A 21,940-nucleotide genomic window follows, 5' to 3' on the forward strand; every position below is an offset into this window, starting at 1 on the left:
ACTTCACTTCACTTCACTTCACTTCACTTCACTTCACTTCACTTCACTTCACTTCACTTCACTTCACTTCACTTCACTTCACTTCACTTCACTTGAATATACGTTTTTGCCCACGCAAAAACACCTCCGATGCCAGCACTTTTTTAAAGTGGACCACTGCGAAGGTGTTTTTATATTGTCTCAAAAATTTAGGTTAGCCCAAAGTTAGATTTTTTTATGTCCAATTTTTATGGGGCAGTTCACAAGAATTTGAGCTTTTTCATAGAATTAAATGATTTTTCTAAGGTGTTTAACTGTCTCTATCAACTTTTGTACAGCTAGCGATATATTTTATACGTCTTTTATTGGCGAGAGACGCCGCTTGATTTCGTTGATAGACAAGTAAAGCGTATAATTCCCGTATTCAAGAATCGAATTTAGAAAGAGATTCAGTTCTTCCTGAGATGTCACTTTTATTTTTAGGTGGTAACATCCTTCTCCTGATACACGATGGGCTTCCACTACTTCTTGGCGCTCGTTTAGAAATTGAATAAACTTCTCATGATTGGACGTTTTCATAATGCTTACAATATTGAAACCGATGAAGAAGATATTCGTTATTCATGATTCATCACACATGTGAAATATTTCGCTGAACGCTTTTATGCTGGAAAAATATTGAATGAAGAATCCGATCAACTATTTGAACAGATTGCGAACATCTACCCAAAGGCCATGAATGGTTCATTCAAAGTACGGGACTACCTTAAACAGTTGCACGGTGTGACAATTCCTAATGAGGAACTAGCTTATCTAGCCGTTCATATTCATCGACTGACAACTAATATGGATTTGAATAAACAATAACTTTCTTAATTACCTGGTTCTTTTTGACGAAGACCAGGTTTTTTCTATACTGAACAAAAAAATATCCATTTTTTATAATCGAGCAGCTATAGGCCGCATGACATATGTGTGTTTTTCACCACTGATTCGATTTCTTTAAATCGGCGTGACGGGCTCCTTTAATAACTTTTTCAGAAAAGATAAAAGGAAAGAACAACTTTGCTCTTTCCTACAATTTCAGTCAAGTGTTAATAATTATTTATACATCGCACGTCTTCATGCTTAGTTTTGGGATGACAGGGCTTCTGCGGTTCGGATTCCACTACAATCCAACGCCCTCGGCTGAATTGAATCCAAAGGACGATCGCCTTAAAGACGATGTCTAGACCGATGGCGATCCACACTCCTGCAATGCCCATCTGCATCTGAATCGCCAATACATATACTGCCCCAGTCCGGATCACCCACATACCGATCGTGGTCAGATACATTGGAAACTTCGTATTGTTTGCTCCTTGGAATCCACCGGTCAATACAAGGACAACTGCTAGGAAAGGCTGGAAGACCGCTGCTATTTTTAACGCGACATCGATGTCTTTGATGACTTGGGGATCGTCGGTGAAAAGTGAACCTGCCCATCCTCCGAAGAAGAATAAGACGACCCCGAATAAGGACATGAAGCCCATCGCCATGAACGTGCTCAATCTGGCATATTCTTTGGCGGTCTCGTGGTCTCCCGCTCCGATGTTGCGACCGACGAGAATGGTTGCTGCTGTCGCGAAACCATATGCCAACATATAAGAGAACACCTCTAGATTCCCTGCAATTTGATGCGCGGCGAAGGTGTTCGTCCCGAGTACCACGATGAATCCGAAATACACGATCTGTCCGGCTCTCATGACCAATCGCTCGATAGCCGCCGGGCTTCCAAGGTTCACGAGCTCCAACTGGTGTTCGAGATCCGGTCTCCAGAAATCTTTCCTGAAGGCGATCACTTCCGTCTTACGAATATAGTTCATCAATAAGAGCGTCCCGACGAGCCGGGCGATGACGGTCGCGAGTGCCGCTCCGACGAGACCAAGTTCGGGGATGATCCAAAAACCGAAAATCAACATATAGTCGAGCACAATATTGACGACATTGATGACGATGCTTACCTTCATCGGTGATTTTGTATCTCCCGCACCTCGTAAGATACTACTGAGCACAAACATCAATGCCATCACGATCGATGGGATCCCGACAATTTTGAAGTAGGTGCTACCAGCTTCTAAAACGTCATTCTCCACCCCCATCAACCTCAGGAGAGGCTCAGCGAAAAATAGCGTCACGACCCCAAAGGTCACCCCGACCACGACAGATAGGACGATGGCCTGCTGCGCGATATGTCTCGCGCGCTCGATTCGTTCTGAGCCTAAGTTATTGGCGACATAAACGTTTACTGCCACACCGATTGCCATAAAGACAGCAAAGTAGATGGCGAGGATGGCATTCGTCACTCCTACCGCTGACACTTCTGCTAGGCCGATTCTTGAGACGAACAGCGTATCGACAAATCCGAGCAACGTTTGGAAAAAATTCTCGGCAATCGCTGGTAACGCGAGTAGAAGGATGAATTTCATCTTGGTTTTTCGATCACCATGAGTGTCCAGCCGCTCACTTTCTATCATCTGAGTCCTCTCCTTCGAAAATTATGCTTACAACGATTACAGGAAAGCGACCCAACGAGGAACCATGGGTCGCTCATGGTCAATCTGAGACACGAATGACGAAAGGATAGGTGTGCACAGTCCCATGGAACTGGAATTCGGCCCAGACCTTGTATAGGCCAGGTTTATGGAAGACCGTCTCAAATTCCGTCGTATCATGAGAAGAAGGATGCACATGGATAAACTGTTCTCCGGCTTCATCCAAGATGACGACATGACCAAGTGCTCCAAGGTATGGCTCCGGGTTACTTTCTTTGGTGTCATAGCTGAAGACAGTCGGGACATGCGCTTTTAAAGAGTCAATCGACAGCTCGACGGTATGACCTTCGATCGTCTTCGTCAGACGCTCATCCACTTTAAGTGACGATTCGATAGAGGAAGAGGACTGATGATCAATCTGTAAGTGAACCGGCTTCACTTGATATGCCAGTCCCTTAGGCTGAATATCCACGAAGAGTTTATACGCCCCTGCCTCAAGTTGGACGGGGTGCTCGAATCGACCCTCACCCTTTTTAAACGGATGGAGGTGTCGGTACTCAGTTAGGTCTTCGTTCACGAGAATCAAATGGAATTCCTTTTCATGGCTGACTTCGAGTTCCGGGGCTTGCTGATGTTGATCCTTTAACTCGATACTGATTTTCCCGAATTCATATTTAGCCTCTACAGACACTTCATTTCCCGTCAAGTTCTTCATATGATGATGTCCATGGTCTTTCACGTTTAACACTCCTTTGTGTAGTCCTTGATCGCACCGTCACTCGACCTCCATTACTTGCAGCAAGAACAGCCGATTTTAACGGTCGCCTCCGTTACCTCGTAGCCATTCTCTTGAATTGCGGTTTCAATCTCAGAAAGTGTGAGTTGGCTTTCATCGAACGTCACGTCCACCTCTCCCGCCGAAAGATTGACCTTCACTGATTCAATACCCGCTAACTTTCCAACGTGTCCTTCAATCTTATTGATACAAGATCCACAAGACATATTCGCTACCTGAAATGTTGATTTTTTCATTATATGTTCCTCCTGATTATTTAATTACCATACATGGGTAGGGTGTAAAAGTATCGATTTTTTTACACCCTCGCCACCTTATGTTCGTGTCCCTCATTGCGCGACACGCTTTCAACAGGTTCTGAGAGTGAGCTATCGTTGCTTATCGTAGCAATGTTAGAATCTCCTCTTTGTTGTTCTCGAAGCCAACAAAGTACTTCACTACTTTTCTCTTTCTGAGCATCCCTTTTTTGTAGAAGACAAACAGTGGTACGATTCGATTTCCTGATATCGCTACCATTTCTTGTTCAAGGTCAAGGTTCACACCCACATCTTTGTTCACATAAGAGACTGAGATTGTTTTTAAGTATTTTTTGGCATCCTGACAATCTGAACACGTCGGACGCGTGTAAAGTTCGAGCTGTAGATCTCTATCCATCCCAATTCCTCCTTTTATTTGATCATCGAAGGCTTAAATCGTTTCAAACGGAGTGCGTTCACCAGGACCGAGACTGAGCTTAAACTCATGGCCGCTCCAGCAAGTATCGGGTTCAATAAGGGCCCACCAAGAAGATAAACAATCCCCATCGCAAACGGGATACCCATGACATTATAGGCAAATGCCCAAAACAGGTTCTGTTTAATATTGCGGATGGTTGACTTGCTCAATTCGACAGCTGTAGGTACATCCATCAAATCGCTTCGCATCAAGACGATGTCTGCAGATTCGATCGCAACGTCAGTACCCGAACCGATCGCGATTCCGATGTCTGCTTGGGCCAAGGCTGGTGCGTCATTGATTCCATCACCGACCATTGCGACCTTCTTCCCTTCGGCCTGTAACTTCTTCACTTCGTTCGCTTTGTCTTCAGGTAACACTTCACTCAGTACCCGATCGATCCCGACCTGTCTCGCAATCGCCATGGCCGTACCTTTGTTGTCTCCGGTGATCATGGCTACTTCGATACCCATTCGTTGAAGTTTCTGAATGGCTTTACGACTGTTTTCTTTGACGGTGTCTGCGACAGCGATGATCCCTGCGATTTGTTGGTCAATCGCGATATACATCGGCGTCTTGCCTTGGTGTGCGAGTTTGTCTGAAGCGCCTTCAAGGACATCCAGTGAGATGCCGCGGTCTTTCATCAATTTTCTGTTTCCGGCAAGCAAGACTTTTCCGTCGATCAGTACTTCGATCCCGTGCCCTGGGATGGCTTCAAAACGATCGATATCCATGACACGCATCATTCTGTCCTCTGCCGCTCTTACGATTGCTTCGCCCAATGGATGTTCAGACCCTTTTTCAGCGGAAGCGGTCAAGCGTAACAACTCATCTTCTTGATGTCCATTCACTGTCACGATATCTGTCACTTTCGGTTTTCCTTCAGTGATCGTCCCTGTCTTGTCGAACACGATCGTCTGGACTTTATGGGTCGTCTCCAAGGCGCCGCCACTCTTGATCAACACACCATTCTCAGCACCTTTGCCCGTACCCACCATGATTGCTGTTGGTGTGGCCAAACCTAGTGCACAAGGGCAGGCGATGACCAGTACTGAAATCGTGATCGTCAAGGCGAAGAGGCCGGTCTGACCGCCTAAATACCATGCAATTCCTGAAAGGATCGCGACGACGATGACAATCGGTACAAAGTATCCGGAGATGATATCGGCCAGTTTTGCGATAGGAGCTCGAGAGCCCTGTGCATCCTCGACCAATTTGATGATTTGAGATAGCGCCGTATCCTTACCGACTTTCGTGGCTCGGTATTGGATGATCCCGTTCTTGTTGATGCTGGCACCGATGACTTGAGCACCCACATTTTTTTCAACAGGGATACTTTCACCGGTCAGCATGGATTCGTCTACAGACGTATTACCTGATAGAACCACGCCATCCACCGGAATCTTCTCACCAGGCTTTACGATAATCGTGTCGCCGACGATGACTTCGTCGATTGATACTTCTAACTCTTGTCCGTTGCGGACGACCTTTGCCGTCTTAGATGCCAGTCCCATCAATTTTTCAATCGCTTCGGATGTTTTACCCATCGACCGGACTTCAAGATATTTACCTAATGTGATCAGCGTGAGAATGACTGCGGCTGTCTCATAGTAGAGGCTATTCACGTATCCCTCATAACCTGAGAGGATAGCCATGGTGGCACCGACGCTATAGAAGAAGGCTGCGCTCGTCCCTAGGGCGACAAGTGAATCCATATTCGGATGCCCTCGGAACAATGTCTTAAATCCGACGGAGAAGAATTTCCATCCGAACAACATCACTGGGATGGTCATCATGAGCTGCAAGACAGCGAACAATTCTGGGTTCATCGTTGGATGCAATGCCATCGGTAGGGGTAGGCCGATCATATGCCCCATCGCCACATAGAGTAATGGAATCGTGAAAATCGCCGACCCTACAAATCGGTTCCACATCGATTGAATTTTTTTCAGTTTCTTTTCTTTCTCGGTATCTTGACTATCCGCTGATTCTTGATCTTCTCTTGCCTCATATCCGGCGTTTGCCACCACTCGGATGACATCTGATACAGTCACCAGCTGAGGATCATATCGAATAACTAATTTTTCTGTCGCCAAGTTCACATTCGACTCAGTCACACCCACCATTTTCCTCGTGGCCTTCTCAATCGTCTGCACACACGAGGCACAAGTCATCCCTGTGATGACAAATGATCTTTGCTCGGTCTCGGTTGAGGCCTTGTAGCCAGCCTTCTCGACGGTCGTCTGAATATCCAGCGGCGAGATTTTCGTCTCATCGTAATGAATGCTCAATTTCCCAGTCGCTAGGTTGACGTTGGAGGTCACTACGCCAGGCAATTTTTTTGTTGCTTTTTCAACTGTCTGAACGCAGGACGCACAGGTCATCCCTTCCACGGCAAATGTCTTACTCTCCATATCGTCTTACCCCCATTATTATTGGGCTGATTCGACTTCGTAACCGACCTCGCCCACAACTTCTTTAAATTCATTCACATCTAGTCGTGTTTCATCGTACTTCACTTTTGCAATGCCTTTCTTTAAGTTGACTTTCGCACTTTCAACCCCATTCAGACCTTCAAGTGCTGACTCGACTTTGTTGACACAATGAGCGCATGACATACCTTTAATCGTTAAAATCGTTTTTTTCATCTTGAATCTCCTCCTATTCACTACCTTCATGACATCATTTCAAACTCAATGTCTGGATCCACAGGAATGGTCCTGACATCTGCATTGACCCGGGGTACAGGTGCATGGAATGTCCTCCACCGCTTCACTTTCCTTCATCTCAAGGATTTTTTTGAGATTCTCGATATCCTGTACACTCAGTGTCGCCTGTGTGATCATCGTTCCGATTGTGTTACCGACATCCCTGTCACAGATATGATCGAGTAGATCGTGTAACGTCTCTCTGATGACGTCACCTTCAACGACATTCGCGGAGTAGATGAATTTCTTCCCCTCGGCCTCGGTTGAGAGCATCCCTTTTTTCACGAGCCTTCCAATGAATGTCTTCGTCGTCGCAGGCTTCCAGCTCATCTTCTTTTCCAATACCTCGATGATTTCTTTACTGGTCACGTGCTTTTGGGCCCAAACGACACGCATGACTTCCCATTCTGAATCCGTGATTTGTTTTTCGACATGTTCAGCCATTTGTCTAACCTCCAATTTTAAGTTTACAATCGTAAACGTTTTATTTGTTTTCAGTTTACAATCGTAAACGTTTGCTGTCAACCATTATGTTTTCGGGTTCGATATTCAGTCGTCATTGGCTATATTCTTGTCTAGAAAACTCTTCAATGCCTCTACAGAGGGCTCGGGTGCTGTGGCTCAATCGAACTCTCCTATTTCTTAAAATCAAAAAAGTAGGATGTAATAAAACAAAGTAGGTGCTGCCTTTAAGGTTTTGTTGCTGAGTTCCTACAATCAACTTGATAATTCGATTGCTATTTTCGTATGGAGGCACCTTGGTTAATGAAAAAGTGTAAGAAGGGATACATTTCGACGACGAAATGTATCCCTTCTTACACTACAAGTTCCATTCAATGTTTGAACTCCCAAAAAAGCTCTCATCCAATTAATCTGAATATAGAAACTAAATGTATTGTATACAAAAAATAATCTAATGAGACCAAGGTGACATCATTCAGTATGTTACAAGAAGTAAAAAACATATTCAGTCTCCTATGGTTCAACGCTAAGTATCAACCAATTATTCGAGAAATTGATTTCGTTAAGCGATAAACAATTACCGGTCTCATGGGCAATTGAGAGGAAATATCAACTTATTTTCGAAGTGAATTTACTAAGCAACAAAATATAATCCACTAATCGATCATTGAAGTTCTATCTCTCTTTACGCTCACAAAGGAAATAGCGAACACCTCATCAATCTCTGCTTGCTCCTCTGTCACGACTTCTTCGATTTCGTACAGCATCCGGTTCTTGACCAGGTGCTTTCCTCATGTTGAGATAGGTTTCAACTAACCACTCTCCATCAATACAAAGCGATACGACGATAGTCTACTATCCATAAATTTTTGGTGACTATGCACAATGTACGCATTGATTTAGGGTTAGAGTGGATTCAGCGAATAACATCAAAGAAGGGGCCTATAACGTGTGAGCATCTGTTGCTGATTAGAGCGGCTTCCCGAATTCCGGGCGCCCTTCTTCATTCCACGTGAACACTTGTGCGCGTGTATGACGGTTCGGATCGTAGAGGGGATCCCCTTCGATTTCCGTATACGTCCGAGCATGGTAAATTAGGACATCCTCTCCCTTCTCGTTCACGGTAAAGCTATTGTGACCCGGTCCGAATTGATTCACGTCGGCATTCGTCTGGAACACCGGCCGGAACGATTTCGACCACGATGCCGGGTTTAACACATCAGCGTCCTCCGAGGCGCACAACATACCCATGCAGTAATTCTCATCGGTCGCACTCGCCGAATACGTGATGAAGATGTGGCCGTTTCGCTTCAATACAGCCGCCCCCTCATTGACGAGGAAACCACGTGTCTCCCAGTCATACTCAGGCTTCGTCAGCATGACTTGCGGCAATTTGATCGTCCATGGGTTTTCGAGTTCGGCGATGTATAAATTAGAGTTCCCCTCGATGGCCGGATCTTTTTGAGCCCACACCAAATAGTGAGTCCCTTTATGATCAAACACGGTTGCATCGAGTGCGAATGAATCCCACTCGGTCTGAATTTGGCCTTTTTCGGCCCATTCCCCTTCGAGCGGATTTGCCGATTCGTTCTCCAATACGAACATGCGGTGGTCGAACAGACCGTTGACGATGCCCCGCGACTTCGCGGCCGCAAAATAGAGGTACCACTTGCCGTGAATGTAATGCAGTTCAGGAGCCCAAATCAAGTCGCTCATCGGGCCTGTCTCGTGTTTGACCCATGCGATCACCGGCTCCGCCGTCCGAAGCGCTTGAAGCGACTTGGCGCGGCGTAACTCAATCAAGTCATACTCAGGCACCGACGCCGTGAAGTAGTAATAGCCATCCGTATGCAAGTAGACCCATGGGTCGGCCCGCTGTTCTAAAATCAAATGTCGATCCTCTACTTGGTTCATCTTACTACCTCCTCGTCACGTATCGGTCGGCCGAACACAGGACCGGCTTCATCCCAAATGAACGGTTGGACACGCGTATGTCGATTCGGGTCCCAAAGCGGGTCCCCGACAATTTCTTTATAGTTGCGGGCGTGGTAGACGAGTATGTCTGTCCCGTCTTCTAATGTCGTAAAACTGTTGTGGCCCGGTCCATACTGACTCGCCGCTTCATCGGTTCCAAAGACCGGTTCGGGATGCTTCGTCCAACTCGCCGCGTCCAATAAATCGCTCGTCACCGTAGCGCGCAGAAGGCCCATGCAGTAGTGATGGTCCGTCGCACTCGCAGAGAACGTGATGTAGATGTGGCCTTTCCGTTTCAAGACGGCCGGGCCCTCGTTCACGAGGAACCCAATCTTCTCCCAGTCATACTCCGGCGTCGCAATCATCGTCTGTTGCCCTGTGAGCGTCCACGGATTCTCCATCTCCGAGATGTAGAGGTTCGAGTTACCATCGATGGCCGGGTCTTTTTGGGCCCACACATAATAAAGGCGCCCCTCGTGCTCGAACGTCGTCGCATCAAGCGCGAACGATTCGCACCAAGTCCGGACCTGTCCTTTTTCGACCCATTCCCCTTCGAGCGGATTCGCCGAGCTGTTCTCGAGCACATACATCCGATGATCGAAGACGTGATCTTCTCGCGCGGCCGCGAAATAGAGGTACCATTTCCCTTGGATATGATGTAATTCCGGGGCCCAGATGTTCGCACTCATGATGCCCGTCTCACGTTTGGTCCAGACGACTCGTTCTTCCGCCTCGGTCAAAGCCGCAAGCGTCTTCGCCCGACGGAGCGGGATGCCCGTGAAGTCCGGCAACGAGGCCGTGAAGTAATAATAGCCATCTGTATGGCGCATGATCCATGGGTCCGCTCGTTGTTCCACTAGCGGATTCGTGATCGTCTCTCTCATAAAGAACGCTCCCCTATCTCAGATTCTGTTCGGTTCAAACTCATATGTTTTAACAGTGTGTGTCGTTCTCTCAAACGGTACGCCTCTCTCTTGCTACTCGCCAACAGGAGCGAGGAGACCCCGATCTCGTCCGGCCGCAGCGGTGCCTGTAACGCGTGGAAGATGTGTTCGAACTCTTGCCGCGTCGGCATCTGCTCGGCCCACGCCCGTAGCGCGCCCGGCGTGTCGGACCATTCAAGCATCATTGTTTTATAGGAATCGATGAGTTCCATCGTGGCGATGGCGACTTTCGTTCCATGGAGGACCGCCGGACGATGGTTGGCGATGAAGTCCATCTCCCAATAGTGGGACAAGTGATGCTCACCCCCGGAAGCTGGATGCGAATGACCGAAAATCAACATGGCGACTCCGGACAATAGTAACGACTCCATCAGTTGATCCAATCCGTCCGCGTCTCGTTTATAGATGGCAGGCAAGGCGTCCACACACGATTGTAACGCCTGTTCCGTCAGTGATGCGGCGCCCGGACAAAACGGTTCACCGCCGTCAAATGCTCCGAACCGCCAGTCCAACAAAGACGTGTATTTCCCGAGCATATCGCCGACCCCGGCCGCGATCAACGCGTCCGGCGCCTTCCGAATCACCTGACTCGGGACGAACACCGCAATCGGAGAAACAAGCTGGTACGTGATTTTCTTGCCTCTCACAATGAGAGGCGCCCCTTTCGACGTGAAGCCGTCCACTGACGGCGCGGTCGGCACCGAGATGAACGGTACTTTCGTTTTGGCCGCACAGAACCGGGTGACGTCATGAATCGTGCCGGCACCTAGCGCAATGAGCGCGTCGACGGTTTTATCTTGTTGAAGCAATACTTGTACGACCGAGCGCTCCTCCGCCAAGACGTCGCCTTGCTCATCCGCTTGAAGCGAGACGAGCGACACATCAACTCCGATATCAATCAAGGCTTCTCGTAGCGGGAGAAACCCGACGCGCTCGGTATTCATGTCGGCGACGACGAGGAGACGGTTCCACTCTTTTTCGTGGACGAACGCAGCCAATTCGACCCAGACGTGTTCGGACGCGACCATCCGTTCAATCGTGATCGCGTGATGGGGGTTCCCGCAATCACAAGCTTGAACGTGTTCGTTAATCTGTTCGAGGTTCATCGGCTGACTCCTGTCTCGACGCGGTACGTCGTTTGCCAACGGTACGTGTCTCCCGCCTTCAAGCGAATCGACGGGAACGTTTCGTGGTGAAACGCATCAGGGAGGTGTTGCGGTTCCAGACAGACGCCGTAGTGACGTCTCGACGTCCCTTCACGCAATGAAGTCGTCTCGTTCATCTGATTGCCAGAATAGAGGATGATGGCCGGGGCCGTCGTCGAGATCGTCAACTCTCGCTGTGACTCTCGCTCATATAGTCTCGCTTCCCGTCGCTCCGCGAAGACGAACGGATGGTCATAGCCGTTGACCAATTCGTTTTGTGGATGGGTTGACTCGAGACCGTCCGCCAAGACACGACCAGACCGGAAATCAAACGCTGTCTGATCGACTTCAAGCAAGCGACCCGTCGGAATCAAATCATCCCGCAGCTCAGCGAACGTGTCGGCGGACAACGTAAGCTCATGGTTCAAGATGTCCCGCTCACCTCCGCTCAAGTTGAAATACGTATGGTTCGTCAAATCACACACCGTATCTTGATCAGAGGTCGCCTCGTATGTGATGGTGACGCCGTGGTCGGCCAGTTCGAACGTGGCGCGGACATCGAGTGTCCCGGGATATCCGTTCTCTCCGTCCGGACTGACGCAATGAAGCGTCACACGGTCGGACGTCCTCTGTTCGACCGTCCAGACGCGACGGTTCAACCCTTTTCCGCCATGAAGGTGATGGACACCTTCATTCGCAGGCACGTGATACGTCACGCCATCCAGGTCGAACGTACTCTGGTCGATCCGTCCGGCGACCCGTCCGATCGTCGCACCCAAATAATACGTGTCCTGCATGTACGCCTCGACTGTGTCGTACGACAAGACGATATTTTTCCAGCCGTCATCCTGAATCGAAAATTCTTGCAACGTCGCTCCGTAAGTCAATATGTTCAATCGATACACATCGTTCTCGAGCGTGATTGTCGACTCGTCAATCGCTGTTTCTAGTTGCCGCTTCATGACATCCACTCCTTTTTACCAAACGTTCACTGGGCAGTGCTTCGTCGCGAGTCGTGCCCGATATGAGACGTAACACCCACATTTCAAGCAAGTATCTTGTTGCTGGAACGGGCAAGCCGCGCAATGGGTGAGGCGTGCCTCATATTCCGTATCCGACACCTGCTCCATGACTTCCGCATCGATGGTCAACAGCCAGTCATGATCTGTCGTTTGCGGTGGACAGGTCCGACATCGCCGCGTCTTCGCCACTGTCATCTCAGCGGACCGCGATGGTGATGACGCTCATCGCTGGCACGTCGAGGACGAGCTTGCCGTCTTCCGTGACGGTCACGTCATGGTCCCGTGGTGAGACGAGGTCAGGTTGTTCGAACGTATTGTGGGCGTTCAAATGGTCTGCCGTTAAAATCCGGGCCGACACGACAGAGATGGCGCCGATTCCCCGTAAATCGATTTCGACCGTATCGCCTTGCTCGTGGTCGAGTTGGCAGAGGCTGATGTGGAGCACACCTTCCGCATTTCGCGAAGCGGTGGCGTTCACGGCCGGGATGGCTTCATCTTTGGCCACATAGTTACGTGTGTGCGCGGCGAGTTCGACGCGTTCGGCGTCTTGGTGGACGCTGTACATCTCGAACACATGGTATGTCGGCGTGAGGATGAATCGGTCTCCTTCTGTCAAAATCATCGCCTGCAACACGTTGACCATTTGAGCGATGTTCGCCATCTGAACGCGGTCGTTATGGTTATGGAAGATGTTGAAGTGGACCGCAGCCACGAGTGCATCCCGAATCGAGTTTTGTTGATACAAGAAACCTGGGTTCGTCCCCGGCTCCACATCGAACCACGTGCCCCACTCGTCGACGATCAAGCCGACACGTTTTTCTGGGTCATACTGGTCCATGATCTGGCCGTGTTTCGTGATCAACTCGTCCATATGGAGGGCGCGCTTCAACGTGATGAACCATTCGTCCTCCGTGAAATCGAGAGCCGAGCCTTTGCCCAACCAGAAGTCACCTGGGATCGTGTAGTAATGGAGGCTGAGCCCGTCCATCATCGTCCCTGCTTCCCGCATCAGGACCTCTGTCCATTTATAGTCGTCAATGTTCGCCCCACCGGCGATTTTATAGAGTTTATTGCCGTCGTAGTTGCGGACGTACGTCTGGTAGCGGCGATACAGGTCCGCGTAATATTCAGGGCGCATGTTACCGCCGCAGCCCCAGTTCTCATTCCCGACGCCAAAGTACGTGAGTTCCCACGGCTCGGTCCGGCCGTTCTCTTGTCGCCAGTTCGACATCGGTGACTCGCCACCGAACGTCATGTACTCCACCCATTCCGACATTTCTTGCACCGTTCCGCTTCCGACGTTCCCACAGATGTACGGTTCACACTCGAGCAGCTCACAGAGGCGCATGAATTCATGCGTACCGAAGTGGTTGTTTTCGACGACCCCGCCCCAATGCGTGTTGACCATCCGTTTTCGGTTCTCGTTCGGACCGACCCCGTCCTTCCAGTGGTACTCGTCGGCAAAACAGCCGCCCGGCCAACGGAGGACCGGGATGTTCAATTTCTTCAAGGCGGCGAGCACGTCGTTGCGAATGCCATCCGTGTTTGGAATCGGCGACTCAGGACCGACCCAGAGCCCTTCATAAATACAACGACCTAAATGCTCGGCGAAATGACCATAAATGTGCTTGCTGATCGTCCCTTTGGTTAAGTCGGCATTGACGATGAGCTGTGTCGTCCCTGTCGTCACGTGCGTCGGTTTGATGAGTTGGTTGTTCATTGTATCTCCTCCATGAAGAAGGGCCAACGAAGTGGCCCTTTAGATTATGGTCGATAGTAAAGTTCATTCCAACGTAGTTCGTTGTTAAATTGGACCGTCTCCGTCTTGGCATCGATGACAGCGATTTCAACGTCGAGCATTTCCGCGAAGTCCCGTAGTTGGTCGGTCGTCACTTCATACGAATAGCAGGTGTGGTGCGCCCCACCGGCTTGAATCCAGTTTTCGACCGCTTGCGCCATCGAAGGTTCTGTTTTCCAAAGAACGCGTGCGACCGGCAAGTTCGGCATCGCCTCTTCCGGCTGAATGCCTTCGACCGTGTTGACGAGGAGACGGAAGCGATGGCCGAGATCGATGATACTCGCGTTCAACGCCTTGCCGCTCTGTCCTTCAAAGACGATCCGGGCCGGTGCTTCCCGGTCGCCGATACCGAGCGGATGGACTTCGATTCTTGGTTGATCGGCCGCAATCGTCGGACAAATCTCCAACATGTGAGCGCCGAGCACCATCTCGTTGCCCGGCTCGAAGTGGTACGTGTAATCTTCCATGAACGAGGTCCGCTCGTTGTTCGACATGATTTTCATGAGACGGACCAATGCTGCCGTTTTCCAGTCACCTTCTCCGGCAAAGCCATAGCCTTGCTCCATCAAGCGTTGGACGGCGAGACCCGGTAACTGCTTCATGCCGTGCAAGTCTTCAAACGTCGTCGTGAAGGCGGTATATCCTCCTGCCTCGAGGAAGGCTTTCATACCGAGTTCAATCTGGCCTTGGTAACGGACCGAATCAAGGAACTCCTCTTCCGCCATCCCTTTATTCGTCAGTTCGTAACGAGACGCGTATTCGTCCATCAGCGCATCGAGATCTGTGTCGGTCACGGCGTCCATATATGCGACAAGATCACCGACACCATATCCGTCCACCGTCCAACCGAGGCGAATCTGCGCTTCGACTTTATCGCCTTCCGTCACGGCGACGTTGCGCATGTTGTCACCGAAACGAGCCACTTTTAACACTTTGCTTTCGGCCAACGCATGAGCGACTTTCATCCAGCTCGCCATCTTGCCGCGTGTCGTCTCGTCTTCCCAGTGCCCGACAAGCACTTTGCGTTTGACGTTCATCCGGCTCGTGATAAATCCGTGTTCCCGGTCGCCGTGCGCCGATTGGTTCAAGTTCATGAAGTCCATATCGATCGCATCCCAAGGGATGTCGCGATTGAACTGTGTACCGAAATGGAGCAACGGTTTTTGTAGGACGCGCATGCCACTGATCCACATCTTCGATGGCGAAAACGTGTGCATCCAGGTGATCACGCCCGCACATGAGTCGTCCGCATTCGCCTGAAGCATCATCTGACGGATTTCTTCTGCATTTTTGACGACTCCCTTGAAGACGATCCGGTCGCTGAAGACGTCGGCCGCATCAAGTCCAGCCACCATCTCTTTTGAATGATCCTCCACTTGACGAAGCACGTCTTCGCCGTAAAGCATTTGGCTTCCTGTCACGAACCAAAATTCATATGTTTTTGCTGTCAACATCCAAAGTCCCCCTAATGTGAGGGCGAAGTTCCGGTCATTTTTGGCCGTAGTATGCGTTCGCCCCATGTTTTCGCAAATAGTGTTTATCTAAGATGCTCTGTTTAATCGGTGTCAGGCCAGGGTTCAAGTTCAAGGCGTGAAGTCCCATCTTCGCGACTTCTTCGAGGACGACCGCATTGTGGACCGCCTCATTCGCGTCTTTGCCCCAGCAGAACGGTGCGTGATTGGCCACGAGCACGCCCGGTACGGCGACTGCTTCGAGCATTAACTCGTCAAGCGTCTCTAAAATGACGTGGCCGGTCTCGAGCTCATACGCCGTTGCGATCTCTTCGTCTGTCAATTCTCGAGTGCACGGAATCTCGCCATAAAAGTAATCGGCGTGTGTCGTTCCGAACGCCGGGATCGCCCGCTTCGCCTGTGCCCAGCTCGTCGCCCATGGCGAATGGGTATGCACGACCCCGCCAATCTCAGGGAGAGACCGATAGAGCGCGAGATGGGTCGGTGTGTCTGATGAGGGGCGAAGCTCGCCTTCGACGACGTTACCTTCCAAATCGACGACGACCATGTCTTCCACGGTCAATCGTTCGTAAGGGACACCGCTCGGCTTGATGACGACCAATCCGGCGTTCCGGTCGATGCCACTGACGTTGCCCCATGTGAAGGTGACCAAGCCGTGTTGCGGGAGGGCCAAGTTCGCTTCGAGCACGGCTTCCTTCAAATGACGGCTTACCATACCGGTTCCTCCTTCACGCGTGATGCTTCGGCTTTGATTTTTTTCAAGCGTTTCATCACATCGTTTTCACCGCGACCGAAGTAGTCGTATAGTTTCGTGTATTCGGCGAACAGAGCATCATACGTCGCGACGTTTTCCGGAATCGGCTTGTACGTCTCTTCTTTGACACGGCCCATCTTCGCTGCCGCTTCCGTGATCGTGGCGTAACCGCCTCGCTCCGCACCGGCCGCCACCGCCCCGAACATGGCCGACCCGAGGGCAGGCGTTTGCGAGGAGGCGGAGATTTTGATTTCCATGTTCAACACGTCCGCATAGATTTGCATCATGAGGGCGTTCTTCTCGGCGATTCCGCCGGCTGCATATACTTCATGCACAGGAACACCGCTGTTCCGGAACGCTTCCACAATCGTCCGTGTCCCATACGCCGTCGCTTCAATCAACGCCCGGTAAATGTCTTCTGGTTTCGTGAGCAATGTCGCTCCGAGTAGGGCACCCGTCAAATTCGTATCGACGAGCGTCGATCGGTTCCCGTTCCACCAGTCGAGGGCGATGAGACCGCTCTCCCCGACACGTTGACGGGCTGCTTTCTCCGTCAACAACTGATGGATGCCGATACCTTTCAAGGCGGCCTCTTCGACGTAATGTCCTGGGACACACGTCTCGGTGAACCATTCAAAATGGTCCCCGACACACGATTGGCCAGCTTCATAGCCCATCAATCCTGGGATGACACCGTCTTCGACGACACCGCACATGCCTGGGACGACTTGTTCGTCTTTACCGAGTAGGATATGGCACGTCGATGTGCCCATGACCATCAGCATCTTGCCCGGTTCGGCGATTCCGACAGCCGGTACCGCCACGTGGGCGTCGACGTTCGCGACCGCGACGGCCGTGCCTGGAAGGAGTCCGATTCGCGCGGCGAACGCCTCTGTCAGTTCACCCGCCTTGGACCCGATTGGTGCGATGTCGCGCGTTAGTTTCTCTTCGACAACGTTCTCTAGCCGCGGATCGAGCGCTTTAAAGAACTCGTTTGACGGGTAGCCGTCTTGTTTATGCCAAATGGCTTTATATCCAGCTGTGCAACTGTTCCGAACGACGCGACCTGTCATCTGAGAGACGACCCAATCCGTCGCTTCTAGAATCTGGTCCGCCGCTTCATAGATCGCTGGTGCTTCGTTCAGGATTTGCCACACTTTCGGGATCATCCACTCCGATGAGATTTTCCCGCCATAGCGTTTCAAGAAGTCTTCGCCCCGCTCCGCTGCGATGCGGTTCAACTCGTCCGCCTCGTCTTGCGCGGCGTGGTGCTTCCAAAGCTTCACGTAGCTGTGCGGGTTTTGTTGATGCTCCTCATGGAAACAAAGCGGGTTCAAGTGTTCGTCAATCGGTAAGATCGTGCAGGCTGTGAAATCGATGCCGAGTCCAACAACTTGGTCCGGCATGATCCCCGCCTCTTTCACGACGGCCGGGATCGTAAGTTCTAATACTTCTAAATAGTCTTGCGGATGTTGGAGTGCCCAATCATGCTCGAGACGGGTCACCCCGTCCGGTAAATATTCATCCATGACGCCATGTGTGTACGGTTTGACCGCGGTCGCCACTTCTCGACCTGTCGCTACGTCGACGAGGACCGCACGTCCTGATTGCGTCCCGTAGTCGACGCCGATTGTATAGTTGGCCATATTCATCACCCTACCTCCAAAAGAATGCGCTTACATATAGGATGAAAAAAATAAAGTGTGTGGGCACTCTTGTATTTTCATCCGTACAACTATTCAAATAACATGTCTGATTCGTACAGAAAACAAAAATATACAATCAAGTTGTACGTATAACTTATACCTTGATTGTATCAACTATTTTAAATTAATCAACTGTTTTCAACATTTTATCTGAACATTTTTGCGTCAGTTCTGAAAAAACTGTGACATTCATCTTTAAAGAGACTGCGATAAGTTGTACGGATATTTACAGTCGTTTGCCGATAAAAACGTGCCCTCGGTCAGACAATCCCGCGAACACGAGCGTCTCTCGCCAATTCTCCCAGTCCCAGCCCGGTAACATATGCCAAGTGATCCTTTCAGGACTGTAGAGTTTGATGGTCGTATCCGTCAGCTTCTCATAACGGCCTCGTTCGCCATACTCTGTCACGAAAGTCCCGTCCGCTAGAAGTTGAATCTTACTTGAAGGCAGGACGTCATGTTTCGTCCGGTCCATGTAGATCCACTCCCACTCCCCGACGAGTTCCTCCATCTCGATGGGCCGTTCTTCTTCCCCGGCATATCGTTGCGGAGATACGAGCGGCCAGCCCGATTCCGTCCAGATAATTTTGCGGATATGCAGTTCGTGCCAGTGCGGGTCCTGCTCACCTCTGACGTGATGGACGAGATAATCCTTGTCCCCGTCATGCAAGACGGAGTTATGACCGGGACCGACCCAACCTTCCCCAGCCCCGAACCGATAGCCCCCTAAAATCTTCATGCCGACTTGTTGGGAGTCGATTTCGAGGTCGGTCATGACGTTCCCATCAAAATCGACGTACGGTCCGGTGATCGAAGTCGAGCGGGCCACACGGATGTGATAGTCCTTGAATAGGGAGTCGTACGAGACGAACAAGTAATAATGGCGATCCGCCTCCCGATAGACGATATACGGTCCCTCGATTGCCCCTTCAACGCTTTGGTGACGTTTCGCAATCAACGTCTCCTCACTCCCCGGACGTTTCTTCCCGGTCTCCGGATCGATCGGGAACACGTACAGCCCACCGAAGAAGCTACCGTAGACGAGCCAAGGTTCTCCATGCGCATCGAACGTAATATTCGGATCGATCGCGTTCGGTCCTGACGTCCCAGCCTCGCTCTTCACGACGAGCCCGTGATCCTGCCACGGTCCGTCTATCGTTTCCGCACTGGCGACACCGATATAGGACTGCGTCTGCCCGAACTGTGAAGCCGCATAGTACATGACGTAACGACCACCCATGAACACAACTTCCGGTGCCCAAAGCCCCGGCGCCCCCGTCCATTCCACAGCCTCGTGCGGAAGTTCTTCAAACGCCAAGCCGACGTATTCCCAATGGATCAAATCCTTTGAGCGGCGCACTTGAATCCCCCCGTTGATTTGATGCCCGTGGGCTGCATCCGTCGAGAACACGTAATACCAGTCCCCGACTTTGATCGAGGCGGGATCGTGGGCGTTGTGCGTGCCCCACATCGTTTCGTTCGTCAATCGCTCTAGCAGATAACGTTCTTCTCGTTTCGGACCGTTCATTTTTTGCATGTTTCCGTTTCTCCTTTTATCGTTTTTTGCCCCATACGGCGGTGCCGTCCTCGCTCAGACCTGTGAAGATGATCGTCGGTTGCCAATTCTCCCAATCCCAAGCCGCACCGACTTGCGTCTCATACGTCTCTTGTCCGACTTCGACCTCGAGGACCGAGCCGTTCAATCGCCAAGACCCGTCCCCGTTTTCGAGCTTCCCGCCTCGTTCCAACGTCAACGTGCTCGAGGCTTGCTGTCCATCGTCGAATCGCGGGAACGTGATGACGTCCCAGTCCCCGACCAGATGGGCGTCGTCGACCTCGACGTCTCCTTCACCTGCATAGCGCTCGGGCGAGACGACCGGCCAACCGTCTTTCGTCCAATACACTTTTCGGACGTGCAACTGTGACCAATAGATGTCTTCACTCGGTCGCGCCTGGTGCAATACGAATGTGTCAGTCCCGTCTTGTAAAAATGCCGAATGCCCGGTCCCGACGTATCCGTCATCTCCTTCGAAACGATACGAACCCATGATTTTCACGCCCGTATCAAATGACTCATCCGATTCGTCCCGTAAGTCGCGACCACGCGAGTCGACGTACGGTCCCGCGATTGACTTCGAGCGACCGATCCGGACGTTGTACGTATCTTCTAACCAACCATACGACACCATCAAGTAGTAATAACCTGTCTCATCGTTATACAAGATTTCCGGTCCTTCGATGCCCATCGGCATGTCTTTCCGTTTGGCGAGCAACGTTCCCTCTGACGATTCGTCCACTCGCTTCCCAGTGCCTGGATCAATCTCCGTCAAAAAGATCCCACCAAAGTACGACCCATACGCCATCCACCATTTGCCTGACGCATCTTGCGTCACATGAGGGTCAATCGCATTGGCGACACCCCCGTCCCCGTCTTTCGACGTCACGACGGCGCCCTCGTCTTCCCAAGGCCCTTCGATCGTTGACGCGGTCGCTAGCCCGATGTACGACGTGCGGCTCCCGACCCCTGATACGGAATAGTACAAGTGGAACCGATCTCCGATTTTTGTGATCGCCGGGGCCCAGAACGTATTCCCACCGGCCCAAGCGAACGCCTCTTCAGACACTTGATCGAACACACGGCCGACGAACTCCCAGTGAATGAGATCGGTCGATTTACGAATTTGAATACCGGGCGTCGGAGGACCACCCACCATGTAATCCGTCGAGAAAACGTAGTACGTGTCACCATCTTTAAAGATTGCCCCGTCATGCGTAAAGTTCGTCGTCCACTCGCTCTCTTTGTTGAGCACGTCTGGCGTCACATCTTCCACCTTTTGATCAAACGGCGCTTTCGGGAGTACCGACTCATCGATTGACGCACTCGTCGTCTGCCAGAAGAAAACACCTCCGACCGCGACAATGAGCAACGCCATCCAGACCATTATTTTTTTCATGTCAATCTCCTTCCTCCATCAAAAAGGCACCCGCCTAAAAAAGACGGGTGCCTCTGTCTTGTCACACCTCAGCCCTTCACACCAGAAATCGCAATCGACTCGATGATCTGTTTTTGGAAGATCATGAAGACGATTAACATCGGGAGTAACGCCACGACGGACGCGGCCATGATTAACGGATAATCACTTTGAATTGCATAAGATGCGTTAAAGTTCGCGATGACAAGTTGAAGCGTCTGTTTCTCCGGCGAGTTCAAATACAGAATCGGCCCGAGGTAGTCGTTCCAGATTGCCATGAACCAAAGAATCAATTGCGCGGCCACGGCCGGCTTGATCAATGGGAAGATAATCTTATAGAAGATTTGGAAGTACGAGCAGCCATCAATCTTGGCCGCCTCGATAATCGAGTTCGGGATGCTGTTCAAAAATTGGCGCAAGAAGAAAATCATGAAAATATTCCCGAACAGTCCAGGCACGATCAACGGTAACAGCGTATCCACCCAGCCGATGCTCGAGAACATCATGAACTGGGGAATCATGAGCACCGGGTAAGGGATCATGACAGAAGCGAACAAGAGCAGGAAGATTTTATTCTTGCCTCTGAAGTTCAACTTCGCGAAGGCGAACGCCGCCAAGCTCGACGTGAACGTTCCGACGATTGTGACGGATAACGCGACGATCAAACTGTTCGATATCCCGGACAACAGCGGGCCCATGCTCCAAATTTCCGTGTACTTGCTAAACGAAATATCGGTCGGGATCCATACCGGAGGGAGCGCGAACACATCCTCTTTTGATTTTAGCGACGTCGATACCATCCAGAGCAGCGGCGCGATCATGACGACCGCTCCGATGGACAGGAAGATAAAGATGAAGAAATCCGTGATTCGGTCCTTCTTCTTCACCGACATCGTTTCCACGTTCTCTTTTTTCCGTGAGAGAGCTAATTGCATGGTCATTCTCCTTTCCTATACACGA

21 protein-coding genes are annotated in these 21,940 nt (G+C 50.8%); 1 reads left to right on the forward strand and 20 read right to left on the reverse strand.

Going from position 1 to position 21,940, the window contains the following annotated elements; genetic code table 11:
• Positions 1-330: 330 nt before the first annotated feature.
• A complete protein-coding gene (locus KNO71_RS00165) occupies positions 331-558 on the reverse strand; it encodes an Lrp/AsnC ligand binding domain-containing protein (protein ID WP_214686849.1) in 228 nt (75 codons plus the stop codon).
• Positions 559-618: 60 nt separating this feature from the next.
• Here KNO71_RS00165 and KNO71_RS17575 point away from each other — a divergent pair, with 60 nt between their 5' ends.
• Complete coding sequence (locus KNO71_RS17575; protein WP_270810937.1) at positions 619-846, forward strand: PRD domain-containing protein; 228 nt, start codon at positions 619-621, stop codon at positions 844-846.
• A gap of 227 nt (positions 847-1,073) precedes the next feature.
• Here the strand turns inward: KNO71_RS17575 and KNO71_RS00175 are convergent, their stop codons facing one another.
• From KNO71_RS00175 to KNO71_RS00265, 19 genes are all read right to left on the reverse strand, one after another.
• Positions 1,074-2,495 carry an MATE family efflux transporter gene (locus KNO71_RS00175; protein ID WP_211779491.1) on the reverse strand — a complete coding sequence of 474 codons (1,422 nt, stop codon included), beginning with the start codon at positions 2,493-2,495 and terminating at the stop codon, positions 1,074-1,076.
• 79 nt (positions 2,496-2,574) lie between these two features.
• Complete coding sequence (locus KNO71_RS00180) at positions 2,575-3,252, reverse strand: hypothetical protein (protein WP_236355812.1); 678 nt, start codon at positions 3,250-3,252, stop codon at positions 2,575-2,577.
• Between the two features lie 50 nt (positions 3,253-3,302).
• The gene (locus tag KNO71_RS00185; RefSeq protein ID WP_214686850.1) at positions 3,303-3,545 is read right to left on the reverse strand and encodes a heavy-metal-associated domain-containing protein; all 243 of its coding nucleotides are present in this window, start codon (positions 3,543-3,545) and stop codon (positions 3,303-3,305) included.
• A 142-nt stretch (positions 3,546-3,687) separates the two neighbouring features.
• Positions 3,688-3,963, reverse strand: coding sequence for a glutaredoxin family protein (locus KNO71_RS00190; protein ID WP_029595503.1), 276 nt, complete (start codon positions 3,961-3,963; stop codon positions 3,688-3,690).
• 14 nt (positions 3,964-3,977) lie between these two features.
• Positions 3,978-6,437 (reverse strand): heavy metal translocating P-type ATPase, encoded by a 2,460-nt coding sequence (locus KNO71_RS00195; RefSeq protein ID WP_214686851.1) that lies wholly within the window; start codon positions 6,435-6,437, stop codon positions 3,978-3,980.
• Between the two features lie 18 nt (positions 6,438-6,455).
• Entirely contained in the window at positions 6,456-6,671 is a 216-nt protein-coding gene (locus KNO71_RS00200; RefSeq protein WP_029336168.1) for a heavy-metal-associated domain-containing protein, read from the reverse strand.
• 45 nt (positions 6,672-6,716) lie between these two features.
• Complete coding sequence (locus KNO71_RS00205; protein WP_029336169.1) at positions 6,717-7,175, reverse strand: CopY/TcrY family copper transport repressor; 459 nt, start codon at positions 7,173-7,175, stop codon at positions 6,717-6,719.
• Positions 7,176-8,162: 987 nt separating this feature from the next.
• The gene (locus KNO71_RS00210; protein ID WP_214684162.1) at positions 8,163-9,107 is read right to left on the reverse strand and encodes a glycoside hydrolase family 43 protein; all 945 of its coding nucleotides are present in this window, start codon (positions 9,105-9,107) and stop codon (positions 8,163-8,165) included.
• Positions 9,104-10,051, reverse strand: coding sequence for a glycoside hydrolase family 43 protein (locus tag KNO71_RS00215; protein WP_214684161.1), 948 nt, complete (start codon positions 10,049-10,051; stop codon positions 9,104-9,106). Before KNO71_RS00215 ends, KNO71_RS00210 begins: the two co-directional genes overlap by 4 nt.
• Entirely contained in the window at positions 10,048-11,217 is a 1,170-nt protein-coding gene (locus KNO71_RS00220) for a sn-glycerol-1-phosphate dehydrogenase (protein ID WP_214684159.1), read from the reverse strand. The genes KNO71_RS00215 and KNO71_RS00220 overlap by 4 nt, the downstream gene beginning before the upstream one ends.
• Positions 11,214-12,218 carry an aldose epimerase family protein gene (locus KNO71_RS00225; protein WP_214684157.1) on the reverse strand — a complete coding sequence of 335 codons (1,005 nt, stop codon included), beginning with the start codon at positions 12,216-12,218 and terminating at the stop codon, positions 11,214-11,216. Before KNO71_RS00225 ends, KNO71_RS00220 begins: the two co-directional genes overlap by 4 nt.
• A 15-nt stretch (positions 12,219-12,233) precedes the next feature.
• Entirely contained in the window at positions 12,234-12,473 is a 240-nt protein-coding gene (locus tag KNO71_RS00230; RefSeq protein WP_143404767.1) for a DUF6171 family protein, read from the reverse strand.
• A gap of 1 nt (position 12,474) precedes the next feature.
• Positions 12,475-13,998: an alpha-N-arabinofuranosidase gene (locus tag KNO71_RS00235; RefSeq protein WP_214686852.1), complete on the reverse strand. Its 1,524-nt coding sequence runs from the start codon at positions 13,996-13,998 to the stop codon at positions 12,475-12,477.
• A 44-nt stretch (positions 13,999-14,042) separates the two neighbouring features.
• Positions 14,043-15,530, reverse strand: a complete 1,488-nt coding sequence (araA, locus tag KNO71_RS00240; RefSeq protein ID WP_214684155.1) for an L-arabinose isomerase — start codon at positions 15,528-15,530, stop codon at positions 14,043-14,045.
• 34 nt (positions 15,531-15,564) lie between these two features.
• Complete coding sequence (gene araD, locus KNO71_RS00245; RefSeq protein WP_031423581.1) at positions 15,565-16,263, reverse strand: L-ribulose-5-phosphate 4-epimerase; 699 nt, start codon at positions 16,261-16,263, stop codon at positions 15,565-15,567.
• The gene (araB, locus tag KNO71_RS00250) at positions 16,257-17,954 is read right to left on the reverse strand and encodes a ribulokinase (protein ID WP_214684154.1); all 1,698 of its coding nucleotides are present in this window, start codon (positions 17,952-17,954) and stop codon (positions 16,257-16,259) included. The genes araD and araB overlap by 7 nt, the downstream gene beginning before the upstream one ends.
• A gap of 280 nt (positions 17,955-18,234) precedes the next feature.
• The gene (locus KNO71_RS00255; protein ID WP_214684153.1) at positions 18,235-19,545 is read right to left on the reverse strand and encodes an arabinan endo-1,5-alpha-L-arabinosidase; all 1,311 of its coding nucleotides are present in this window, start codon (positions 19,543-19,545) and stop codon (positions 18,235-18,237) included.
• Positions 19,546-19,561: 16 nt separating this feature from the next.
• Positions 19,562-20,962 (reverse strand): arabinan endo-1,5-alpha-L-arabinosidase, encoded by a 1,401-nt coding sequence (locus KNO71_RS00260; protein ID WP_214686853.1) that lies wholly within the window; start codon positions 20,960-20,962, stop codon positions 19,562-19,564.
• 68 nt (positions 20,963-21,030) lie between these two features.
• Positions 21,031-21,873, reverse strand: coding sequence for a carbohydrate ABC transporter permease (locus tag KNO71_RS00265; RefSeq protein WP_031200025.1), 843 nt, complete (start codon positions 21,871-21,873; stop codon positions 21,031-21,033).
• Positions 21,874-21,940 lie beyond the last annotated feature (67 nt).

This window comes from Exiguobacterium sp. s163, assembly GCF_018617135.1.
GTDB classification, from domain to species: Bacteria; Bacillota; Bacilli; order Exiguobacteriales; family Exiguobacteriaceae; genus Exiguobacterium; species Exiguobacterium profundum.